The sequence below is a fragment of the Pseudomonas sp. DTU_2021_1001937_2_SI_NGA_ILE_001 genome (genome assembly GCF_032463525.1).
Taxonomy (GTDB): domain Bacteria; phylum Pseudomonadota; class Gammaproteobacteria; order Pseudomonadales; family Pseudomonadaceae; genus Aquipseudomonas.
The window spans coordinates 3,527,532-3,547,409 of sequence record NZ_CP135971.1; the positions used below are offsets into that span (position 1 = coordinate 3,527,532).

The window sequence follows — 19,878 nt, forward strand, 5'->3', positions numbered from 1 at the left end:
GGCAAGCAGAACATCGGCAGCATTGGTGAAGCGCGCCGTGATGATGCCCAAGAACAGATCGCACTGTTCCACGGCTGCCAGACAGCTTTCAAACGCCGTTTGCTGGGACGAGACCGGAATCGTTCCTTTGTGGGACATCCAGACCTCGTATCCAAATCCGGTCAGCAAGGTATAGATACGATCCAGAAGCTCCTCTTCACCATAAACGGTGGACGAAACCATGATAATGAGCCGTTTGTTCTTCAGGCCCTGGCTTACCTGCCTGCGTACTCGAAAGCTTTGGACGGAACGAGCGTCATGACCTGTGTTTGTACGCCCATGCATCTGGCCGGCCACCACGGATCATCCGTTTTCCAGCTCGCCAGACAGCCCGGTAAAGTAACGCGCCCTGGCCGGGTTGCCCAGCGCGGCTGGTAACTGAATCGGACAATGCGCAGCAAAGCCCTGCAGAGTCAGAACAGGCCGGCCAGATACTGCGAAGGCGCCACGCCAAGGGCGCGGCGGAACATGTCGGTGAAGCTGCTCGGCGAGTAGCCCAGGCGTCGGGCGATGGCGCTGACCGGCTGGCCCTGGATCAGCTGCGCCACGGCGGTGGCCAGTTGCACCTGGCGCCGCCATTCGGCGAAGCCCATGCCCAGGCCGGCCTGGAACAGCCGCGCCAGGGTGCGCACGCTGGCACCGGCCTGCTCGGCGTGGCGCTCGAAGGGGATGTCCAGCGACGGGTCGTCGATCACTGCCTGGCACAGGTTCATCAGGCGCCGGTCGGCGCCGTCGGGCATGGGAATGCGGATCAGCGAGCGCCGCGCGCGTTGCAACTCCAGCAGGGCCAGGCTGACCAGCGCGTCGTAGTAATGCGGCTCGGCCTCACGGTCCAGTGCCACCAGGGCGATGATCAGTTCGCGCAGCAGGTTGTCCACTTCGAACACCTGCACCGTGCCTTCCAGGGTCTCGGCGATGGCCGGGCGCAGGTAGATGTTGCGCATCTCCAGGTCGGAAACCACACGAATGCCGTGTTCCACGCCGGGCGGCAGCCACACTGCCCGCTGTGGCGGAACCACCAGCGCCTCGCGCGGCGTCTCGACCCACATCACTCCCGAGGCGGCGTACAGCACCTGGCCCCAGGCATGCAGGTGCGGCTCGATATACAGACCGCGTGGATAGGTGCGCGCCAGCGGCTGCACGGGTACGGCCGGGTCACTGAGGTCGGGTGGGGCGGCAAGGGCCATGGTGCGTCACGGAGGTGGAAGATAACTGCGCAGGGTAGCGGAAATCTCAGCGTGGCGCCTTGTAGGTCTGTGCGCAGACTGTCTCATCTTGGTTGACAGTAAAACGCTTTTAAGCCGATTTATCACGCCAGGGTAAATCCTTAATCTGTGCCCAAGTTGAACGACACGCCTTACCCCACAAAACTTCTCAGATTAAGGAAACGACACCATGACCAACTTCACCTACAACCGCCTGAACAAAGACGACGCCGCCGTACTGCTGATCGACCACCAGACCGGCCTGATCTCCCTGGTGCAGGACTTCTCGCCCAACGAGTTCAAGAACAACGTGCTGGCCCTGGGTGACCTGGCCAAGTTCTTCGACCTGCCGACCATCCTCACCACCAGCTTCGAGCAAGGCCCCAACGGCCCGCTGGTTCCCGAGCTGAAAGAGCAGTTCCCGAACGCGCCGTACATTCCACGCCCCGGCCAGATCAACGCCTGGGACAACGACGACTTCGTCAAGGCGGTGAAGGCCACCGGCCGCAAGCAGCTGATCATCGCCGGTGTGGTGACCGATGTGTGCGTGACCTTCCCGGTACTCTCGGCCCTGCAGGAAGGCTTCGAAGTCTTCGTGGTCACCGACGCCTCCGGCACCTTCAACGAGACCGTGCAGCAGGCTGCGTGGAACCGCATGAGCCAGGCCGGCGCGCAACTGATGAACTGGTTCTCGGTGGCCTGTGAGCTGCACCGCGACTGGCGCAACGACATCGAAGGCCTGGGCAACCTGCTGAGCCAGCGGATTCCCAACTACCGCAACCTGATGAACAGCTACGCGGCGCTGAGCGCCCGCTGAGCGAGGACAGCACAGAGCTGCAACGCCACAAAGAACAAGGCCCGCTGATGCGGGCCTTGTCGTGTGCGCTTAGAAAACGTTGATCGGGTAATCGACGAAGATACGCACTTCGTTGCCGTCGTCGTTGTAGGCGCTGGCGTTGTTCGACACGCGCAGGAAGGAGTTGCGCAGGCGCAGCGACAGGTCCTTGGCCGGACCGCTCTGCACCACGTACTTCACCTGGCTGAAGATTTCGCGCTCCGAGCCGTTGCCACGGTTGGTGCCGTCGTCGATGTTGCTGCCACGCACGAAGGCCGCCTTGTAGCTCAGGCCCGGCAGGATCACGCTGGACAGGTCGACGTCGTAGGCCACTTGCCAGGAGCGCTCGTCCTTGGCGTTGAAGTCCGACCAGTAGGAGTTGGCCAGGTAGATGGTATTGCCGCCATCGCCGAAACCACCGGCATTGCGGTAGCCGCCATAGTTGTAGCCGGTTTCACCGGTGCTGCGCTGGTGCGCCAGGGTGAAGCTGTGGATGCCCACGGCCCAGGTCGCGGCCAGGCTCCAGATCTTGTTGTCACGCTCGCCGGCGGCCGCCGCTGCGGAGTAATCGCGATCCAGCTTGGTGTGGTAGCCGTTGAAGTCGAAAGTCAGCGACTGGTTGTCCGGCATGGCCAGCACGTAGTTCAGGTTCACGTACTGCTTCTTGAACACGTCCTCGTTGTCCGAGGCATAGGCTGCCGCGCTGAAGGCGTCGCTGAACTTGTACTTGGCACCGTAGACGTTGATGCTCTTCAGGCCACCGCTGTCATGGCCTTCGGCGCTCTTGCGCACTTCGCTGGTGAAACGGCCGGCGACCAGTTCCAGGTTGTCGATTTCCTTGGAGCTGATGTAGGTGCCGCGGTAGCTCTCTGGCAGCAGGCGGCTGTTGTCGTAGCTCAGCACCGGCAGCTCAGGCATCTGGTCGCCGAACTTGATCACGGTGTTGGAGATGCGCGCCTTGACCGCAGCGCCTACGCGGGTCAGGTCGTCAGCCGGCTGGCCACTGTCGCCACGCTTGAAGAAGTCGATACCACCGGCACCGCTGCGGCCCTTGCCGCCGTCCAGGCGCACGCCGTACAGGGCGAAGGCGTCCACGCCGACTCCGACGGTGCCCTGGGTGAAGCCGGAAGTGAAGTTGCCCATGAACGCCTGGCCCCACTCGGCCTTGTCCTGGTTGCCATGCTTGTAATCGCGGCTGATATAGGCGTTACGCATGTTCAGGGTCAGGTGGCTGTCTTCGACGAAACCATTGGCGTCCGCCTGGCCTTGCGCCATGGCTTGGGAAGCGCCGAGCACGCCCAGGGCGAGCAGGCTGATTCGGGTAGCGAGCATCTTGTTTTCCTTGTGCGAAGTGCGGATCAAAACCGCGCTGTGGTCGCAGCCGCTTGCGGAAAATCCGCAGAGCCGCACCTGGGCTTCCTGCCTCGGGAGAGCGGGGAGACCGCACGCAATCATCGCAGTGGACTACTGATGCACGTACATGGCGCTAGGCCACAGCCGGTGGGGGGCGAATGCTAGTCGCCGCCCGGCGGGGTGTCAAACGCGCACAAGCCTGTTCCAGAGCCATCGGCCCTGCTGGCAGGTCATTCGTAGAGGATTTTCAGCAGCGCTTCCAGCTCGGCTTCGTCGAGCAGGCCCAGGGGGTAGCGCTGCAGCAGCATGAGGCGCGGGTCGGCCTTGGCCTTGGGGGCGCGATTGACTTTCAGCCAGGCGGCCAGGATCTCTCGGGCCTGGTTACTGGCGGCAATTGCACGCGGGGCATATGGGCGGAGACCAGCGTTCATGGAGACACCTCCTGCGTCATGAGCGGCCAAATGTACGAAGGCTTTGTTACAGGCAGACGAATCGCTGCACCGCTTGTTCAGAGAATAGACCGTCAACGGCGAAGCAATGGCTACAAAACGTTACCCATGAAAAAAGCCCATCGAATGATGGGCTTTGCTCAGCAAGATCAGGACCAACCGGCTGCCGTTCAGGCGTCTGCGCTGCGCCCTGCAGGCTGCTGCTGGGTCAGGCAATGGATATTGCCGCCGCCGAGCAGCAGCTCGCGGCCGGGCACCATGACCACCTCGTGCTGCGGAAACACACGCTGCAGGATGTCGCGGGCGGTGTTATCCAGCGGGTCGTCGAAGGACGGTGCGATGATGCCGCCGTTGACGATCAGGAAGTTCACGTAGGAAGCGGCCAGACGCACCGAAGGCGAGCGTTCCTGGCTGCCCTGCACCTTGTCGACACCTGCGCACTCCTCGGCCGTGGCATACAGCGGGCCAGGGATCGGCATCTTGTGCACGACCAGTTTGCGGCCCTTGGCATCGAGGGTGTTCTCCAGCACCTGCATGGCGGCCTGGCAGCGCGGGTAGTTGGGATTCTGCGGGTCGTCAGTCCAGGCCAGCAGCACCTCGCCGGGACGCACGTAGCAGCAGAAGTTATCCACATGACCGTCGGTCTCGTCGTTGAACAGCCCCTCAGGCAGCCAGATGACCTTGTCCACGCCCAGGTTGTCGCCCAGCACCGCTTCGATCTGCTCGCGGGTCAGGTGCGGGTTGCGGTTGCGATTGAGCAGGCATTCCTCGGTGGTGATGACCGTGCCCTCACCATCGACATGGATCGAGCCGCCTTCCAGCACGAAGCCTGGCGTGACGTAGCGCGCACAGCGCTCCATGCCGAGGACTTTGCTGGCCACCTGGGAATCACGATGCCACGGCCAGTACAGGCCGCCGTCGAAACCGCCCCAGGCGTTGAAGTCCCAGTCCACGCCGCGGACTTCGCCTTGCTCGTTGATGACGAAGGTCGGACCGGTGTCACGCACCCAGGCGTCATCGTTGCTCAGTTCCACCACCCGGATATTGGGCACGTTCAGCGACGCCACGGCGTTGTCGTACTGGGCCGCGGAGACGCCGACGGTCACCGGTTCGAAACGCGCGATGGCCTTGGCCAGTTCGACATGCGCGGCCTGCGCCGGCTTGCCGCCCAGGCGCCAGTTGTCCGGACGCTCGGGCCAGATCATCCACACTTGGGTCTGGGGCGCCCATTCGGCGGGCATGTGGAAGCCATCGGCGCGGGGCGTGCTGTCGAGGGTAGTCATGGTCATCGGGGCTCCATGGAAGCGTCTGACTGCGTACATGACCCCGGCCCGGCGGCCAGGGATGAAATGAACCGTCTTTATAGCCGATAAATATCGGTATATGCATCAAGGTTTTTCAAAAACAAAGATCAACCAGCCAGGTTGATCGATATAAATCGTACATCCATCCTCTGAACGACCCTCCTGAAGCCCATACAGTTCAGTGAGTCGTCATGGGACTCGGTAGGAGCGGCTTTAGCCGCGAAAGCGCCAGGAAATTCACCGCATCTGTTGTGAACAGGCGGTCGCTTCGCGGCTGAAGCCGCTCCTACCCGGTCTAACTGAACGGTATTGCGCCTAAAGCTCGTCCAGCACCTTCGACACGCTGTCGACGAAGAAGTCCACGCTGTGCCGGGGCGTGCACATGGGTGGCTTGATCTTGAGGATGTTCAGGTGGTCACCGGTAGGTTGCATGAAGATCCCCCGCTCGCGCAGGCGTTCGCACAGGTAGGCGGTCTCGGAAGTGGCCGGCGCCAGGGTCTGGCGGTCGCGCACCAGTTCCAGCCCCAGGTAGAAGCCCATACCGTGCACCGCGCCGACCAGCGGGTGTCGCTCGGCCAGGGCCTGCAGGCGTGCCTTGAAGTAAGCGCCGAGCACCCGCGCGTTGTCGCGCAGCCTGTCCTGCTCCAGCACATCCAGCACCGCCATGCCGATCCGACAACTGACCGGGCTGCCGCCAGCCGAGGAAAAGAAATAGCCCTCGGCTTCCAGCGCCTCGGCGATTTCCCGGCGAGTGATCACCGCACCCAGTGGGTGACCGTTACCCATGCCCTTGGCCAACGTGATGATGTCGGGCACCACCCCCTGCTCTTCGAAGCCCCAGAAATATTCGCCCAGCCGCCCGTAGCCGACCTGCACCTCATCGGCGATGGCCACCCCGCCACGGGCGCGGACATGCTCGTAGACCGCTTGCAGATAGCCCGGCGGCAGGACGATGCCACCGGCGTTGCCGTACACCGGCTCGCAGATGAACCCCGCCACCTGGCGGCCTTGCGCGTCCAGCCGGGCCAGGGTCTGCTCGACACTGCGCAGGTAGTCGGAAGTACTGCCCGGCCCACGATAGGGGCCGCGATAGGTATTCGGCGCCGTGACCGGGTGGACCCAGTCGGGTCGGGTTTCCAGGGCCTGGGGGTTGTCGGCGATGGAGGTGGAAATCGCATCGGTGGCCACCGACCAGCCGTGGTAGGCCTCCAGCACGCTGAGCATGTCGCGCCCGCCGCTGAACGCCCAGGCGAGACGAATCGCCAGGTCGTTGGCCTCGGTGCCGCTGTTGACCAGAAAAACCCGGTCGAACCCCGGCGGCGCCAGCTTGAGCAGGCGCTCGGAAAACTCGCTGATGGCCGCGTAGTGAAAGCGCGAGTTGGTGTTGAGCAGCGACCACTGGCGCGCCGCTTCACGGGCCATGCGCGGGTGACCGTGACCAAGCACCGCCACGTTGTTGAGCATGTCCAGGTAAGAGCGGCCCTGCATGTCGATCAGGTGGTTGCGCCAGCCGCGCTCGATCTGCGGCGGCGCCTGGTAGTAGTGCTTTTGCGAGCGGGCCAAGCTGGCGTCGCGCCGGGCCAGCAGCGCCTGCGGGTCGGGCAGCGGCCGGGCGTCGCAGTCGAAGCCCAGCAGGCCGGCCGGTGACGGGCACAGCTGCCGCCAGGCCGACGCCCAGGCGGGCGTGCAGAACAACGGCGCGTTGAGCCCCGCCTCGCGGCACAGTTGCACCAGCAGGATGCCGCTGCACTCGCCGAGCCTCTGCCCGGCGCTCAGCGAGGTGTCGCACGGCAGTGCACTGCCGACGCCCCACAGGCGCAGCTGGAAGCCATCGCCGACCAGCACCAGGGCGGCGTCGGCGGTCTGCCGCAGATACCCGGCGAACGGCGCATGCACCGGGGTGCCAGCAGGGATGTGCAGTTCGACATGCAGGGCGAAGGTGTCCGGTTCGCGGGCGCTGTCAGGCTGGGTGCGTGACAGGCGGTATTCGCCATAACGGCTGGTGGCCAGGCCGGTCTGCCGCGCCGTTTGCGCCAGCAAGCGTTCGTCGATGCCGTCCTGCTCCCAGTTACCGGCCTCGAAATGCTCGCTCAACACCCCCAGGTCGACCCCGCAGAAGGCCCGGTCGCGCAGGCCGGGCAGCAGCAGGCTCCAGGCGGGCTGCGGCGCCGGATCGGATTCCAGACCCACGGCGGCCAGGATCGCCGCTTCCATCAGCGCCATCGGCACCGAGGTGGCGGCGTCGAAGATCGCCCACTCGCTGTCCAGGTTGCCCTGGATGTAGGCATTGCCGGGTTCGACGCTGACCTGCTGCTCGCTGCTGAGCACCAGCACCGTGGCGCGCGCGACGATCAGCGGCCACAGCGCCTTGAGTTCCTCGACCCGCAGCGGGTTGCGCGCATGGTAGGCGCGGATGATCGGCAGGATGTACAGCGGGTCGCCTTCGGCATGGTGCAGCAGCGCCGCGCAGGTCACCGACAGGTCAGCGACCCGCCAGGTGGTGACCAGGTCGCCAAAGTCGATCAGCCCCTGGGGCTGCCACCGGCATTGTTCGTCGCGAGCCCACACCACGTTGTCTTCGGTGATGTCCAGGTGGATGGCCTGCAACGGCAGCAGGGGAATCAGCGGCGCCAGGCAGTGACGCGCCTGGTCGGCCGCTTCGCGCAGGCACAGGCGTTCGTCGCCATCCTCGATCACCGGCAGCAGGTGCCGGGCCAACGCACCGGCATGGCGCGGGTCCCACTGCAGAATGCGCTCCAGGCCCGGATGGTTGAAGTCTTCCAGGGCCCGGTCGACGTTGGCGCACAACTCGCCCAGCGCCGTCAGCACGTCCAGGCCCAGGTGACCGGCATCGCCCAGCGACTGGCCATCGATGAACTCCAGCAGGCGCGCATGCACGGCCTGGCCGCCCAGGGTCAGCGACAGCAAGGTCTCGCCATCGCGCGCCGGGATGACCTGCGGTACCCGTACCCCGACCCGCCCGGCCAGGTGTTCGAGGGCGGCATGCTGGGCTTGCAGCTCCTCGCGGCGGTAGTCGCCGTGACAGATCTTCAGCACATAGCGGGCCGCCCCGGTGTCGAGCAGCAGGTTGCAGTCCTGCTGGCTGCCCAGCGCCTGCAGCGCGCCGCCCAGGCCGTAATGCGCCTGCAGCAGCGACAGGGCCTGGTCGTTGCTCACCTGCGGGCAGGGCAAGCTGGAACGGCGGATCAGGGTAGCAATCGGCATGGGCGACCTCGGCAGCGGAACGGCGATGCAATCGAGTAACTATAGATTGCAGGCTACACCCGCCCTCACCCGCAGCGGAACGGCGACGGCAGGTTTACGGCGGTACAGGGGCCGGCCATCGAATATTTTCATTACCAGGGGCCACTGTCTGGCCTGATCCTGCTTGCGCACATCGCGTGGCCCCCACAAGCTATGCTTCTGCATAAATTCCACGCCCACTTCACAAGGAAGAAAGGCCAGCACATGCGAATACTCGTCACCGGCGGCGCTGGGTTCATCGGATCAGCCGTGGTCCGGCACCTGATCGACAACACCGAGCACGAAGTCCTCAACCTCGACAAGCTGACCTACGCCGGCAACCTCGAATCCCTCAGCCGTATCGCCAGCAACACCCGCTACGAATTCGTGCAGGCCGACATCGCCGACCAGGCCACGGTCAGCGCCGTGCTGGCGCGCTTCGAGCCACAGGCGATCATGCACCTGGCCGCCGAGTCGCATGTCGACCGCTCCATCGACGGCCCGGCGGAATTCATCCAGACCAACATCGTCGGCACCTATGCCCTGCTGGAAGCCACCCGTGCCTACTGGACCCGGCTGCCAGAGGCCGAGCGCAAGGCGTTTCGCTTCCATCACATTTCCACCGACGAGGTGTACGGCGACCTGCATGGCGTCGACGACCTGTTCACCGAAACCACGCCCTACGCGCCCAGCTCGCCCTACTCGGCCAGCAAGGCAGCCTCCGACCACCTGGTACGCGCCTGGCATCGCACCTACGGGCTGCCGGTGATCGTCACCAACTGCTCGAACAACTACGGCCCGTTCCATTTCCCGGAAAAGCTCATCCCGCTGATGGTCCTCAACGCCCTGGCGGGCAAGCCCCTGCCGGTGTACGGCAACGGCCTGCAGGTGCGCGACTGGCTGTACGTCGAAGACCATGCCCGGGCGCTGTGCAAGGTGGTTACCGAGGGTGTGGTGGGCGAGACCTACAACATCGGCGGGCACAACGAGCAGAAGAACATCGACGTGGTGCAAGGCATCTGCGCCCTGCTCGAAGAACTGGCGCCGCAGCATCCCGAGGGCGTGCAACGCTACGCCGACCTCATCACCTACGTGGTGGACCGCCCCGGACATGACCTGCGCTACGCCATCGATGCCGGCAAGATCGAAAGAGAACTGGGCTGGGTTCCCGAAGAGACCTTCGAATCCGGCCTGCGCAAGACGGTTTCCTGGTACCTGGAAAACCTGGAGTGGTGTCGCCGGGTGCAGGATGGCAGTTACCAAGGCCAACGACTGGGCTTCACTGACCACAAGGATCTGATTGCATGACCAAGGGAATCGTACTCGCCGGTGGCTCCGGCACTCGTCTGCACCCGATTACGCTCGGCGTCTCCAAGCAATTGCTGCCGATCTACGACAAGCCGATGATCTACTACCCGATCTCGGTGCTGATGCTCGCCGGCATCCAGGACATCCTGGTCATCTCCACGCCCCAGGACCTGCCGCAGTACCGCAACCTGCTGGGCGACGGCAGCCAGTTCGGCGTGCGTTTCCAGTACGCCGAGCAGCCCCGCCCGGACGGCCTGGCCCAGGCCTTCCTGATCGGCGAGCAGTTCATCGGTAGCGACTCGGTGTGCCTGATCCTCGGCGACAACATCTTCCACGGCCAGCACTTCAGCGAACAACTGCTCAAGGCCGCCGCGCACAGCTCCGGCGCCACGGTGTTCGGCTACTGGGTCAAGGACCCCGAGCGCTTCGGGGTGATCGACTTCGACGAGAACGGCCGTGCGCTGTCCATCGAAGAGAAGCCCAAGGCGCCGAAGTCCAGCTACGCGGTCACCGGCCTGTACTTCTACGACAACGACGTGATCCGCATCGCCAAGGACGTCAAGCCGTCGCCACGCGGCGAGCTGGAAATCACCGACGTCAACAACGCCTACCTGGAACGCGGTGACCTGCGCGTGGAACGCTTCGGCCGCGGTTTCGCCTGGCTCGACACCGGCACCCACGACAGCCTGCTGGACGCCTCGTCCTACGTGCAGACCATCGAACATCGCCAGGGCCTGAAGGTCGCATGCCTTGAGGAGATCGCCTACCAGAACGGCTGGATCGATCGCGCGCAGCTGCTCAAGCGCGCCGATTACTTCGGCAAGACGGGTTACGGTCAATATCTGTTCAAGCTTGCAGGGGAAAACCAGTGAATGTGATTGCCACACAGTTGCCCGAGGTCGTCATCATCGAACCCAAGGTGTTCGGCGATGACCGGGGCTTCTTCTACGAGAGTTTCAATGCCCGGGCCTTCAGCGAAGCCACCGGGCTGAATCCGCAGTTCGTCCAGGACAATCACTCCCGTTCGCAGAAAGGCGTGCTGCGCGGCCTGCATTACCAGATCGAAAACGCGCAGGGCAAACTGGTGCGGGTCACCGCCGGTGAAGTGCTCGACGTCGCGGTGGACATCCGCCGCGGCTCGCCGAACTTCGGCCAGTGGGTGGCGGTGCGCCTGTCGGCCAGCAACTTCCGCCAGCTGTGGATTCCTGAAGGCTTCGCCCACGGCTTCGTGGTGCTCAGCGAATCCGCCGAGTTCCTCTACAAGACCACCGACTTCTACACCCCCTCGGCCGAGCGCTGCATCCGCTGGGACGACCCGGAGCTGGCCATCGACTGGCAGCTGGAGGGCGTCACGCCGCTGCTGTCGGCCAAGGACCAGCAGGGCAAGCGCCTGAGCGAGGCCGAACTGTTCATATGAAGATCCTCATCACCGGTCAGCACGGCCAGGTTTCCCGCCACCTGCAGCACAGCCTGGCCGATCTGGGCGAGCTGTGCGTGCTGGGCCGTGAACGCCTGGACCTGGGCCAGAGCGGGCAGATTCTCGCCGCGGTGCGCGCCGAGCGCCCCGACCTGATCGTCAACGCCGCCGCGCACACCGCCGTGGACCAGGCTGAAAGCGAGCCCGACCTGGCGCACGCACTCAACGCCACCGCGCCCGGCCTGCTGGCCGAGGCCGCCGCCGAGCTGGGCGTGCCGCTGATCCACTATTCCACCGACTACGTGTTCGACGGGCGCAAACCCGCACCCTACACCGAGCAGGACGCGCCCAACCCGCTGAGCGTCTATGGCACCAGCAAGCTGGCCGGCGAGCAGGCCATCCAGGCGGTCGGCGGCCAGCATCTGATCCTGCGTACCAGCTGGGTCTATTCGCTGCAGGGCCGCAACTTCCTGCTGACCATGCACAAGCTGCTGCAGGAGCGCGAGGAACTGCGCGTGGTCGCCGACCAGATCGGCGCGCCGACCTGGGCCGGCAGCATCGCCCACAGCACCCGGCAACTGATCGAGCGCTGGCGCGACGGCCAGGCCGGTGAGTGGGGCGTCTACCACCTCACGGCACAGGGCGAGACCTCGTGGTTCGGCTTTGCCCAGGCCATCGGCGCGCAACTGGCCGCCCAGGGCAAGCCCTGCGCACGCCTGGAGCCGATCCCGACCAGCGCCTACCCCACGCCGGCCACCCGGCCGCTCAATTCGCGCCTGGACTGCAGCCGCCTGGCGCAGCAATGGGGCGTCAGCCAGCCCGACTGGCACGACGCGCTGCTGGAGTGCCTGGCGGCGCAACGGCAGGCATAATGCGGTCTTGATGCCCCCGGCCCGCGCCGGGGGTCCCATCGACCGCCCAGATGCCGCCACCATGATCAAGACCTCCGCCCGTGCGCGCCGCCCCCGCTGGCGCAGCCTCGCCCTTCTGGCGATCTGCCTGGCGCCGCTGCTGTGGCCGCTGGAGCATCTGGCCGAGCGCTATTACCAGAGCGAACTGACCAGCCAGAACCGCCAGACCCTGGCGCTGTACGTGGCCAACCTGCTCGGCACCCTGCACCGCTACGAGTCGCTGCCGCCGATCCTCGGCGACCTGCCGGCATTGCGCACCGCGCTGGCCAACCCGGCCAACGCCTCGGCCATCGAGGGTGCCAACCGCGCCCTGCATGACGTCACCCAGCAGACCGGCGCCGACGTCATCTACCTGATGAACAAGGAAGGCCGCACCCTGGCCGCCTCCAACTACGACCAGCGCGACAGCTTCGTCGGTCGCAACTTCTCGTTCCGCCCTTACTTCAACGACGCTCTGGCCGGCAAGCTGGGGCGTTTCTTCGGCCTGGGCACCACCTCGGTCAAGCGCGGCTACTTCTTCGCCGCACCGGTACGCGACGGCGACGAAGTGGTCGGCGTGCTGGTGATCAAGGTCGACCTGGACTACACCGAGTCGTTGTGGGGCAAGACGCCAGTGCAACTGCTGCTCACCGACCAGAACGGCGTGGTGATCCTCACTTCCAACCCCGAATGGCGCTTCCACGCCACCCGCGCCCTGACGGAAGACGAAAAGAAAGCCATCGTCGCCATCCAGCCCTACCCGACCCGCGACCCGCGCCCGCTGAAGCTCGATGCCAACGCCTGGCTGACCCAGACCCAGGTCATCGATGAAACCGGCTGGACGGCCAACGTCATGGCCCCGCGCGTGCTCATCGACCGTCCGGTGCGCACCGTGGTGGCGGTGGGCGGGGCCACGCTGCTGGTGGTCATGCTGGTGCTCGGCCTGACCATGCAGCGCCGTCGCCATTACCTCGACCGCCTGGCCTTCGAGAGCAAGGCGCGCCGCCAGCTGGAACAGCGGGTAATGGAGCGCACCAGCGACCTGGAAGGCCTCAACCGCCGCCTGCGCCAGGAAGTGCTGGAGCGCGAACAGGCGCAGCAGGAACTGGTACGCGCCCAGGACGAACTGGTGCAGGCCGGCAAACTGTCGGCGCTGGGCACCATGTCGGCGAGCATCAGCCACGAACTCAACCAGCCATTGGCGGCGATCCGCAGCTATGCGGAAAACGCCGAGATCCTCCTCGACCACCAGCGCACCGACGAAGCGCGCGGTAACCTCAAGCTGATCGGCGAACTGACCGGGCGCATGGCCTCGATCATCGCCCACCTGCGCGCCTTCGCCCGCCGCGACGCCCACGCCCCGGAGAGCGTGGCCCTGCAACCGGCACTGGAAGATGCCCTGGCGCTGGTCGCCAAGCGCCGCCGCGCCATGGACGTGGAGCTGATCCGCGACCTGCCGGCCGCCACCCTGTGGGTGCAAGCCGGTGAGACCCGCCTGCGCCAGGTGCTTGGCAATCTGCTGGCCAATGCCCTGGATGCCCTCACCGAAAAAGGTCCGCCACGCAAGCTGTGGTTGAGTGCCGAGAGCAGCCCGGAGGGCGTCAGCCTGTACATCCGCGACAACGGCCCCGGCTTTTCCCAGGAAGCCCTGGCCCGCGCCCGCGAGCCGTTCTTCACTACCAAGACGCGCACCCAGGGGCTGGGCCTGGGGCTGGCGATCTGCGATACCCTGATGCACGCCCTGGGTGGCGAGCTGCAGTTCGCCAACCACCCCAGTGGCGGCGCGCTGATCACCCTGCGCCTGCGCTGCGGCGCGTCCGGTGCCAACCTTCAACCCCCCGAGGACCTTTCTGCATGACTCCGGATACCACCATCGACAGCCAGGTTCAGGTGGTGCTGATCGACGACGACTCGTTCCTGCGCCAGGCGCTGAAGCAGACCCTGGACCTGGCCGGCCTCAACGTATTGAGCCTGCCCGAGGCGACCGGGCTGGCCCGGCGCATCGGCCGCGACTGGCCCGGCGTGGTGATCAGCGATATCCGCATGAACGGCATGGACGGCATGGAGCTGCTGGAACAGTTGCACGAGCAGGACCCGGAGCTGCCCGTGCTGTTGATTACCGGCCATGGCGACGTGCCGCTGGCGGTCAAGGCGATGCGCGCCGGGGCCTACGACTTTCTGGAAAAGCCCTTCCCCAGCGATGCCATGCTCGACAGCGTGCGCCGTGCCCTGGCCCTGCGCCAGCTGGTGCTGGAAAACCGCAGCCTGCGCCTGGCGCTGAGCGACCGCCAGCAGCTGAGTACCCGGCTGGTGGGTCACTCGGCGCCACTGCTGCGCCTGCGCGAACAGATCGGCGCCCTGGCCGCGACCCGCGCCGACGTGCTGATCCTCGGTGAAACCGGCGCCGGCAAGGAAGTGGTGGCCCGCGCCCTGCACGACCTCTCCGGGCGTCGCAATGGCCCCTTCGTGGCCATCAATGCTGGCGCCCTGGCCGAATCGGTGGTCGAAAGCGAGCTGTTCGGCCATGAAGCCGGAGCCTTCACCGGCGCGCAGAAGCGCCGCATCGGCAAGTTCGAATTCGCCAATGGCGGCACCGTGTTCCTCGATGAAATCGAAAGCATGAGCCTCGACGTGCAGGTCAAGCTGCTGCGTCTGCTGCAGGAGCGCACCGTCGAGCGGATGGGCAGCAACCAGCTGATCCCGCTGGATATCCGGGTGATCGCCGCGACCAAGGAAGACCTGCGCCAGGCCGCCGACCAGGGGCGCTTCCGCGCCGACCTGTATTACCGCTTGAATGTCGCCTCGCTGCGCATTCCGCCACTGCGCGAGCGCGGCGAGGACGCACTGATCCTCTTCGAGCACTTCACCGAGGCGGCCAGCCAGCGCCATGGCATTGCCAAGCGCGAACTCGGACCGGCGCAACGCGCCCTGCTGCTGCGTCACACCTGGCCGGGTAACGTACGCGAGTTGCAGAACGCCGCCGAACGCTTCGCCCTGGGCCTGGAGCTGGAACTCGAAGGCATGACCAGCGCCCAGGAACCGAGCAGCACCGGCGGCCTGAGCGAACAGGTCGAGCGCTTCGAAAAGGCGCTGATCGCCGCCGAGCTGAGCCGCCCACACAGTTCGGTGCGCAGCCTGGCCGAAGCCCTGGGGCTGCCACGCAAGACCCTGCACGACAAACTGCGCAAACATGGCCTGACCTTCGGTGACAGCCATGCGGAGGACACCGAATGAATACGCCAGCAGCCCTGAACCTGGAGCAACTGCTGCACCACGACATTCCATTGACCCGCGACATGGGCGTGAAGGTCATCGACTGGCAAGACCATCGGCTGCGCCTGCACCTGCCGCTGGCGCCCAACGTGAACCACAAGAGCACGCTGTTCGGCGGCAGCCTGTATTGCGGCGCGGTGCTGGCCGGCTGGGGCTGGCTGCACCTGCGCCTGCGCGAAGCGGGGGTCGAGGATGGGCATATCGTGATTCAGGACGGGCAGATCAGCTATCCGCTGCCGGTGCGCGGTGATGCCATCGCCTGCTGCAAGGCGCCTGAGCAGGCTGCCTGGGAGCGTTTCCTGGCCACCTACCAGCGCCGTGGCCGCGCCCGCCTGGAATTGCATAGTGTGATCACCGCCCCGGACAACGACGCCGAAGCGGTGCGCTTCACCGGGCAGTTCGTGGTGCATCGCTGAAGCGCTACAGGTGAGTTGGGCGCACTCTGGCTCTTTTGCGGCTAAAAGGCCGGGTAGGAGCGGCTTCAGCCGCGAAGCGACCGCCTGTTCACAGCAGATAAAGTGGGTTTCCTGGCGCTTTCGCGGCTAAAGCCGCTCCTGCCGAGCCATATAGCGACTAACTGAACTCGCAATCCCGGCTGAAGCCGGTCCTACAGACGCACAGCGCTTAATCGAGATCGACCTAGCCTTGGGCCAGCTCCAGCAGTTTGGTGCGCCAGGGGGCCTCGGCCGGCAGGGCCAGGAAGAAAGGGTTGAGCAGCGACTCGCGCGGCGGGTAGCTGAACGGCTGGCCATCGAGCTGCAACACCACGCCGCCTGCGCCTTCCAGCACGCCCTGGGCGGCGGCGGTGTCCCACTGCGAGGTCGGCGCCAGGCGCGGGTAGCAGTCGGCGGCGCCTTCGGCGAGCAGGCAGAACTTCAGCGAGCTGCCGATATTGGCCAGTTGCAGTTCCCCCACTTCCTCGGCCAGGCCGGCCAGCAGGCGTTGTTGCTGCGCGCTGCTGTGACGCCGGCTGGCGACCACGGTGAAGCCCTGCCCGGCCGGCCCCTGCTGGCGCACGGCAATCGCTTCGGCAGGCTGCCCCGCCTCGCTGCGCCAGGCACCCAGCCCGGCGCCACCGAAGTAACAGCGCCCGCTGGTCGGTATCACCACCACGCCGAACACCACACGGCCATTTTCGACCAGCGCCACATTGACGGTGAACTCTTCGCTGCCGGCGATGAACTCCTTGGTGCCGTCCAGCGGATCGACCAGCCACCAGCGCTCCCAGGTGGCGCGCTCGCTGGCAGAGATGTCGGCGTCCTCTTCGGACAGCACGTGAATGTCCGTGGCCAGGGCACGCAATCCCTCGACCAGCACCTTGTGTGCCGCCAGATCGGCGGCGGTGACCGGCGAATCGTCAGCCTTGGCGGTCACCGCCACGTCGCTGCGCCAGAATGGCAGGATCGCCTCGCCGGCACGCCGCGCCAGGTCGATCACCGGGGCCAGCAAGGGATGGGGCAGGTTGTCGGGCATCAGGCTCATGGCAGGAACAGTCCACGTTGGGTGAGAAGATCACGGGCAAGATACAGCGCGGCCAGGGCACGGCCTTCGCTGAAGCAGGGGTTCTGGGCCAGCAGGGCAAGGTCGCGCAGGTTGACCTTATCGACGCGAATCGGCTCCGGTTCGTCGCCCTCCAGACGTTCTTCATAGAGGTCGCTGGCCAGCACCACCTGGATTTTCTGGCTCATGTAGCCCGGCGACAGCGACAGCTCGGTCAGGTGCTCCAGTTGCCGTGCGCCGTAGCCGGCCTCTTCCTTGAGTTCGCGGTTGGCGGCGGCCAGCACGTCTTCACCGGGCTCGACCAGGCCCTTGGGCAGCGACAGTTCGTACGTTTCGGTACCGCCGCAGTATTCCTCGATCAGCAGCGCGTGGTCGGCATCCAGCATGGCCACGATCATCACCGCGCCATGTCCGGTGCCACGCCCTACCAGCCGCTCGTAGATGCGTTCCTGGCCGTTGCTGAAGCGCAGTTGCACGGCCTCGACCCGGAACAGGTGACTGCTGGCAACGATTTCACGGGCAAGTACGGCGGGTTTCTGGCGCATGACAGACTCCTGGGCATGAGCGCAGTACTATACGTGGCTTTTCCCGGATATTCCCTTCAGTGAGCCATAGAGAACCCGGTATGCCTGCCTTGCCCTGGAACGCCATCGACACCGTCCTGCTGGACATGGACGGCACCCTGCTCGACCTGCATTTCGACGAGCATTTCTGGATGCACCACCTGCCGCGCCGCTACGCCGAACGCCACGGCATCAGCGAGGCCATGGCCTGGCTGGAGATCAAGCCGCTGTTCATCGACAACGCCGGCACGCTGAACTGGTACTGCCTGGATTTCTGGAGCCGCGAGCTGAAGCTGCCGATCCGCGAGCTGAAGCAGGAAGTCGCCCACCTGATCGCCCTGCGCCCCGACGCGCAGACCTTCCTGGCCGCCATTCAGAAGGCCGGCAAGCGGGTGATCATGATCACCAATGCGCACCGCGACTCGCTGTCATTGAAGCTCGAACGCATTGAGCTGGCGCCCTATTTCGAGCGTCTGATCAGCTCCCACGACTACGGTTTCCCCAAGGAAAACCCGCAGTTCTGGGATGCCCTGCATGCCGACACCGGCTTCGACCCGACACGCAGCCTGTTCATCGACGACACCCTGCCGATCCTGCGCAGCGCCCGCACCTACGGCGTGGCACACCTGCTGGCGGTCCGCGAGCCTGACAGCCGCAAGGGCCCGAAAGACACCGAGGAGTTCGCGGCGGTGGACAGCTACCTGACACTGATCGACAACCTTGCCGGCCCGACTTGAGCCGCCATGCCGAACCCGGTAGCGGCTTCAGCCGCGAAAAGACATTGCGGCTAAAGCCAATACTGGTCAATTAGTCGTTATGTGGCTTGGTGGGAGCGGCTTTAGCCGCGAAAGCGCCAGGAAACTCACTGCATTTGCTGCGAACATGCGGTCGCTTCGCGGCTGAAGCCGCTCCTACTCCAAGCCGCAAAGCGCTTAACCGAACAGTATTGCGGCTCAAGCCGCCCCTGGCTTCGAGGTCAATCGGGAATGCGCAGCACCTGGCCGGGATAGATGCGGTCCGGGCTCTTGAGCATGGGCTGGTTGGCTTTGAAGATCTTCTGAAACTGGCCGGCGTCGCCATAGACGGCCCTGGCAATGCCCCCGAGGGTGTCGCCCGACTTCACCGTGACGAAGCGCGGCTGCGGCTCTGGCGTACCGCCACCACTGCCGCCACTCCCACTCCCGCCGCCGCCGACGGTGATCTGGTCATCGACCTGCTCGATGCCCTTGATGTTACCCAGCGCCAGCAGGATCTTTTCCTTCTCCTCCTGGCTGGCCACCTGGCCGCTGACCACGACCTTGCGGTCGCCCTCCACGCTGATCTGAACGTTGGGATTGCCCAGGCCGACGTTCTCGATGTGCTTTTTCAAATCATCGGCGTGAGCCCGGCCCGGTGTCAGAAAATCGAGAACGCTCTCGCCTGCATCTTTAACGAAATCGAAGAGTCCCATGGTTGCACCTCCTTGCGGTCCGATTCGTGCCCGCACAACAACGATAGTTGCCGCCCCTGCGCGCGACAGGCCTTCCGACCAGCGTCAGGGCCTATGAATGTCGGGACGAGTGCGTAGAATCGAGCCCCTGAATGCCCCCATCCGGAGTGACGATGGATATCAAGCAGTTGAAGTTCCTGATTGCCCTCGACGAGACCCGGCACTTCGGCCAGGCGGCAGCGCGCTGCAACATCACCCAGCCGACCCTGTCGATGCGCCTGCGCAATCTGGAGCAGGAGCTGGGGCTGGAACTGGTCAAGCGCGGCCAGCGCTTCGAGGGTTTCACCGCACCGGGCGAGCGTATCCTGGCCTGGGCACGCACGGTGCTGTCGGCCTACGACGGCCTGCAGGCCGAGGCCGCCGTATGCCGGGGGCATCTGGTGGGTACGCTGCGCCTGGGCGTGGTGCCGCTGTCGAGCTTCGACCCGCTGCCGCTGCTGCAGCGCCTGCACCAGTTGCATCCGCACCTGCAATTCGAGCTGTCGTCGCTCAGTTCCGAACAGATCCTCGACCAGCTGTCGAGCAACCGCCTGGACCTGGGCGTGTCCTACCTTGAGCGCCTCGACGAGCAACGCTTCGAGACCTTGCCGCTGGGCGAGACGCGCATGGGCCTGCTCTACGACGTGCGGCATTTCCAGTTCGGCGAGCAAGCACTGGGCTGGGCCGACCTGATCGACCTGCCGCTGGGCCTGCTGACCGGCGGCATGCATTTTCGTCAGTCCATCGACCACAACTTCCAGAGCCGTGGCCTGCAACCGCAGCCGCTGTTGCAGACCGACGCGGTGCATCAGTTGCTGCAGGCGGTACGCGGCGGCCTGTGCTGCGCGATCATGCCGCTGGAAGGCGGCCTGGAACAGCTGGGCGACTCCCTGCACCTGCACCCCATCGAAGATGCCCGAACCCTGGCCAGCCTGGGGCTGATCATGCGCCGTGGCGCACCGCGCTCGACCCTTGCAGAGGTGTGCTTCGAGCTGCTGGCGACGGATGCCTGAGGCGCGTCGACAAGGCAG

18 protein-coding genes and 1 pseudogene are annotated in these 19,878 nt (G+C 65.4%); 10 read left to right on the forward strand and 9 right to left on the reverse strand.

Annotation, left to right across the window (positions count from 1 at the left end; translation table 11 throughout):
* Positions 1 to 12: 12 nt before the first annotated feature.
* Positions 13 to 222, reverse strand: a pseudogene (locus tag RRX38_RS15175) (DUF4062 domain-containing protein); the annotation flags it as partial.
* 230 nt (positions 223 to 452) lie between these two features.
* Complete coding sequence (locus RRX38_RS15180) at positions 453 to 1,226, reverse strand: helix-turn-helix transcriptional regulator (RefSeq protein ID WP_315959787.1); 774 nt, start codon at positions 1,224 to 1,226, stop codon at positions 453 to 455.
* 208 nt (positions 1,227 to 1,434) lie between these two features.
* On the opposite strand from RRX38_RS15180, the gene ycaC reads away from it, so the two are divergent.
* Positions 1,435 to 2,061, forward strand: coding sequence for an isochorismate family cysteine hydrolase YcaC (ycaC, locus tag RRX38_RS15185; protein WP_315959788.1), 627 nt, complete (start codon positions 1,435 to 1,437; stop codon positions 2,059 to 2,061).
* A 69-nt stretch (positions 2,062 to 2,130) separates the two neighbouring features.
* Here ycaC and RRX38_RS15190 read toward each other — a convergent pair whose 3' ends face one another.
* From RRX38_RS15190 to RRX38_RS15205, 4 genes are all read right to left on the reverse strand, one after another.
* Positions 2,131 to 3,411 (reverse strand): OprD family porin, encoded by a 1,281-nt coding sequence (locus RRX38_RS15190; protein WP_295476150.1) that lies wholly within the window; start codon positions 3,409 to 3,411, stop codon positions 2,131 to 2,133.
* A 251-nt stretch (positions 3,412 to 3,662) separates the two neighbouring features.
* Positions 3,663 to 3,863 carry a hypothetical protein gene (locus tag RRX38_RS15195; RefSeq protein WP_315959789.1) on the reverse strand — a complete coding sequence of 67 codons (201 nt, stop codon included), beginning with the start codon at positions 3,861 to 3,863 and terminating at the stop codon, positions 3,663 to 3,665.
* A gap of 188 nt (positions 3,864 to 4,051) precedes the next feature.
* The gene (gene aguA, locus RRX38_RS15200) at positions 4,052 to 5,164 is read right to left on the reverse strand and encodes an agmatine deiminase (RefSeq protein ID WP_315962688.1); all 1,113 of its coding nucleotides are present in this window, start codon (positions 5,162 to 5,164) and stop codon (positions 4,052 to 4,054) included.
* Positions 5,165 to 5,500: 336 nt separating this feature from the next.
* The gene (locus RRX38_RS15205) at positions 5,501 to 8,410 is read right to left on the reverse strand and encodes an aminotransferase (RefSeq protein ID WP_315959790.1); all 2,910 of its coding nucleotides are present in this window, start codon (positions 8,408 to 8,410) and stop codon (positions 5,501 to 5,503) included.
* A gap of 243 nt (positions 8,411 to 8,653) precedes the next feature.
* Here RRX38_RS15205 and rfbB point away from each other — a divergent pair, with 243 nt between their 5' ends.
* From rfbB to RRX38_RS15240, 7 genes are all read left to right on the forward strand, one after another.
* Positions 8,654 to 9,736 carry a dTDP-glucose 4,6-dehydratase gene (gene rfbB / locus RRX38_RS15210; protein WP_315959791.1) on the forward strand — a complete coding sequence of 361 codons (1,083 nt, stop codon included), beginning with the start codon at positions 8,654 to 8,656 and terminating at the stop codon, positions 9,734 to 9,736.
* Positions 9,733 to 10,608 (forward strand): glucose-1-phosphate thymidylyltransferase RfbA, encoded by an 876-nt coding sequence (gene rfbA / locus RRX38_RS15215; protein WP_295476142.1) that lies wholly within the window; start codon positions 9,733 to 9,735, stop codon positions 10,606 to 10,608. Before rfbB ends, rfbA begins: the two co-directional genes overlap by 4 nt.
* The gene (rfbC, locus tag RRX38_RS15220) at positions 10,605 to 11,153 is read left to right on the forward strand and encodes a dTDP-4-dehydrorhamnose 3,5-epimerase (protein ID WP_295476140.1); all 549 of its coding nucleotides are present in this window, start codon (positions 10,605 to 10,607) and stop codon (positions 11,151 to 11,153) included. Before rfbA ends, rfbC begins: the two co-directional genes overlap by 4 nt.
* Positions 11,150 to 12,025 (forward strand): dTDP-4-dehydrorhamnose reductase, encoded by an 876-nt coding sequence (rfbD, locus tag RRX38_RS15225; RefSeq protein ID WP_315959792.1) that lies wholly within the window; start codon positions 11,150 to 11,152, stop codon positions 12,023 to 12,025. Before rfbC ends, rfbD begins: the two co-directional genes overlap by 4 nt.
* Positions 12,026 to 12,086: 61 nt before the next feature.
* A complete protein-coding gene (locus RRX38_RS15230; protein WP_315959793.1) occupies positions 12,087 to 13,901 on the forward strand; it encodes an ATP-binding protein in 1,815 nt (604 codons plus the stop codon).
* Entirely contained in the window at positions 13,898 to 15,277 is a 1,380-nt protein-coding gene (locus tag RRX38_RS15235; RefSeq protein WP_315959794.1) for a sigma-54 dependent transcriptional regulator, read from the forward strand. Before RRX38_RS15230 ends, RRX38_RS15235 begins: the two co-directional genes overlap by 4 nt.
* Positions 15,274 to 15,732 (forward strand): thioesterase domain-containing protein, encoded by a 459-nt coding sequence (locus RRX38_RS15240; protein WP_315959795.1) that lies wholly within the window; start codon positions 15,274 to 15,276, stop codon positions 15,730 to 15,732. Before RRX38_RS15235 ends, RRX38_RS15240 begins: the two co-directional genes overlap by 4 nt.
* Positions 15,733 to 15,955: 223 nt before the next feature.
* Here the strand turns inward: RRX38_RS15240 and cysQ are convergent, their stop codons facing one another.
* Together cysQ and nudE are read right to left on the reverse strand one after the other, a co-directional pair.
* Entirely contained in the window at positions 15,956 to 16,798 is an 843-nt protein-coding gene (cysQ, locus tag RRX38_RS15245) for a 3'(2'),5'-bisphosphate nucleotidase CysQ (protein ID WP_410524828.1), read from the reverse strand.
* Positions 16,795 to 17,361, reverse strand: coding sequence for an ADP compounds hydrolase NudE (nudE, locus tag RRX38_RS15250; protein ID WP_315959796.1), 567 nt, complete (start codon positions 17,359 to 17,361; stop codon positions 16,795 to 16,797). The genes cysQ and nudE overlap by 4 nt, the downstream gene beginning before the upstream one ends.
* Positions 17,362 to 17,441: 80 nt before the next feature.
* On the opposite strand from nudE, the gene yrfG reads away from it, so the two are divergent.
* On the forward strand, positions 17,442 to 18,116 hold the full coding sequence (gene yrfG / locus RRX38_RS15255) for a GMP/IMP nucleotidase (protein ID WP_295476129.1): 675 nt from the start codon (positions 17,442 to 17,444) through the stop codon (positions 18,114 to 18,116).
* A 239-nt stretch (positions 18,117 to 18,355) separates the two neighbouring features.
* Here the strand turns inward: yrfG and lysM are convergent, their stop codons facing one another.
* Complete coding sequence (gene lysM, locus RRX38_RS15260) at positions 18,356 to 18,829, reverse strand: peptidoglycan-binding protein LysM (RefSeq protein WP_315959797.1); 474 nt, start codon at positions 18,827 to 18,829, stop codon at positions 18,356 to 18,358.
* 152 nt (positions 18,830 to 18,981) lie between these two features.
* On the opposite strand from lysM, the gene RRX38_RS15265 reads away from it, so the two are divergent.
* Positions 18,982 to 19,860 carry a LysR family transcriptional regulator gene (locus RRX38_RS15265; RefSeq protein WP_295472349.1) on the forward strand — a complete coding sequence of 293 codons (879 nt, stop codon included), beginning with the start codon at positions 18,982 to 18,984 and terminating at the stop codon, positions 19,858 to 19,860.
* Positions 19,861 to 19,878: the final 18 nt, after the last annotated feature.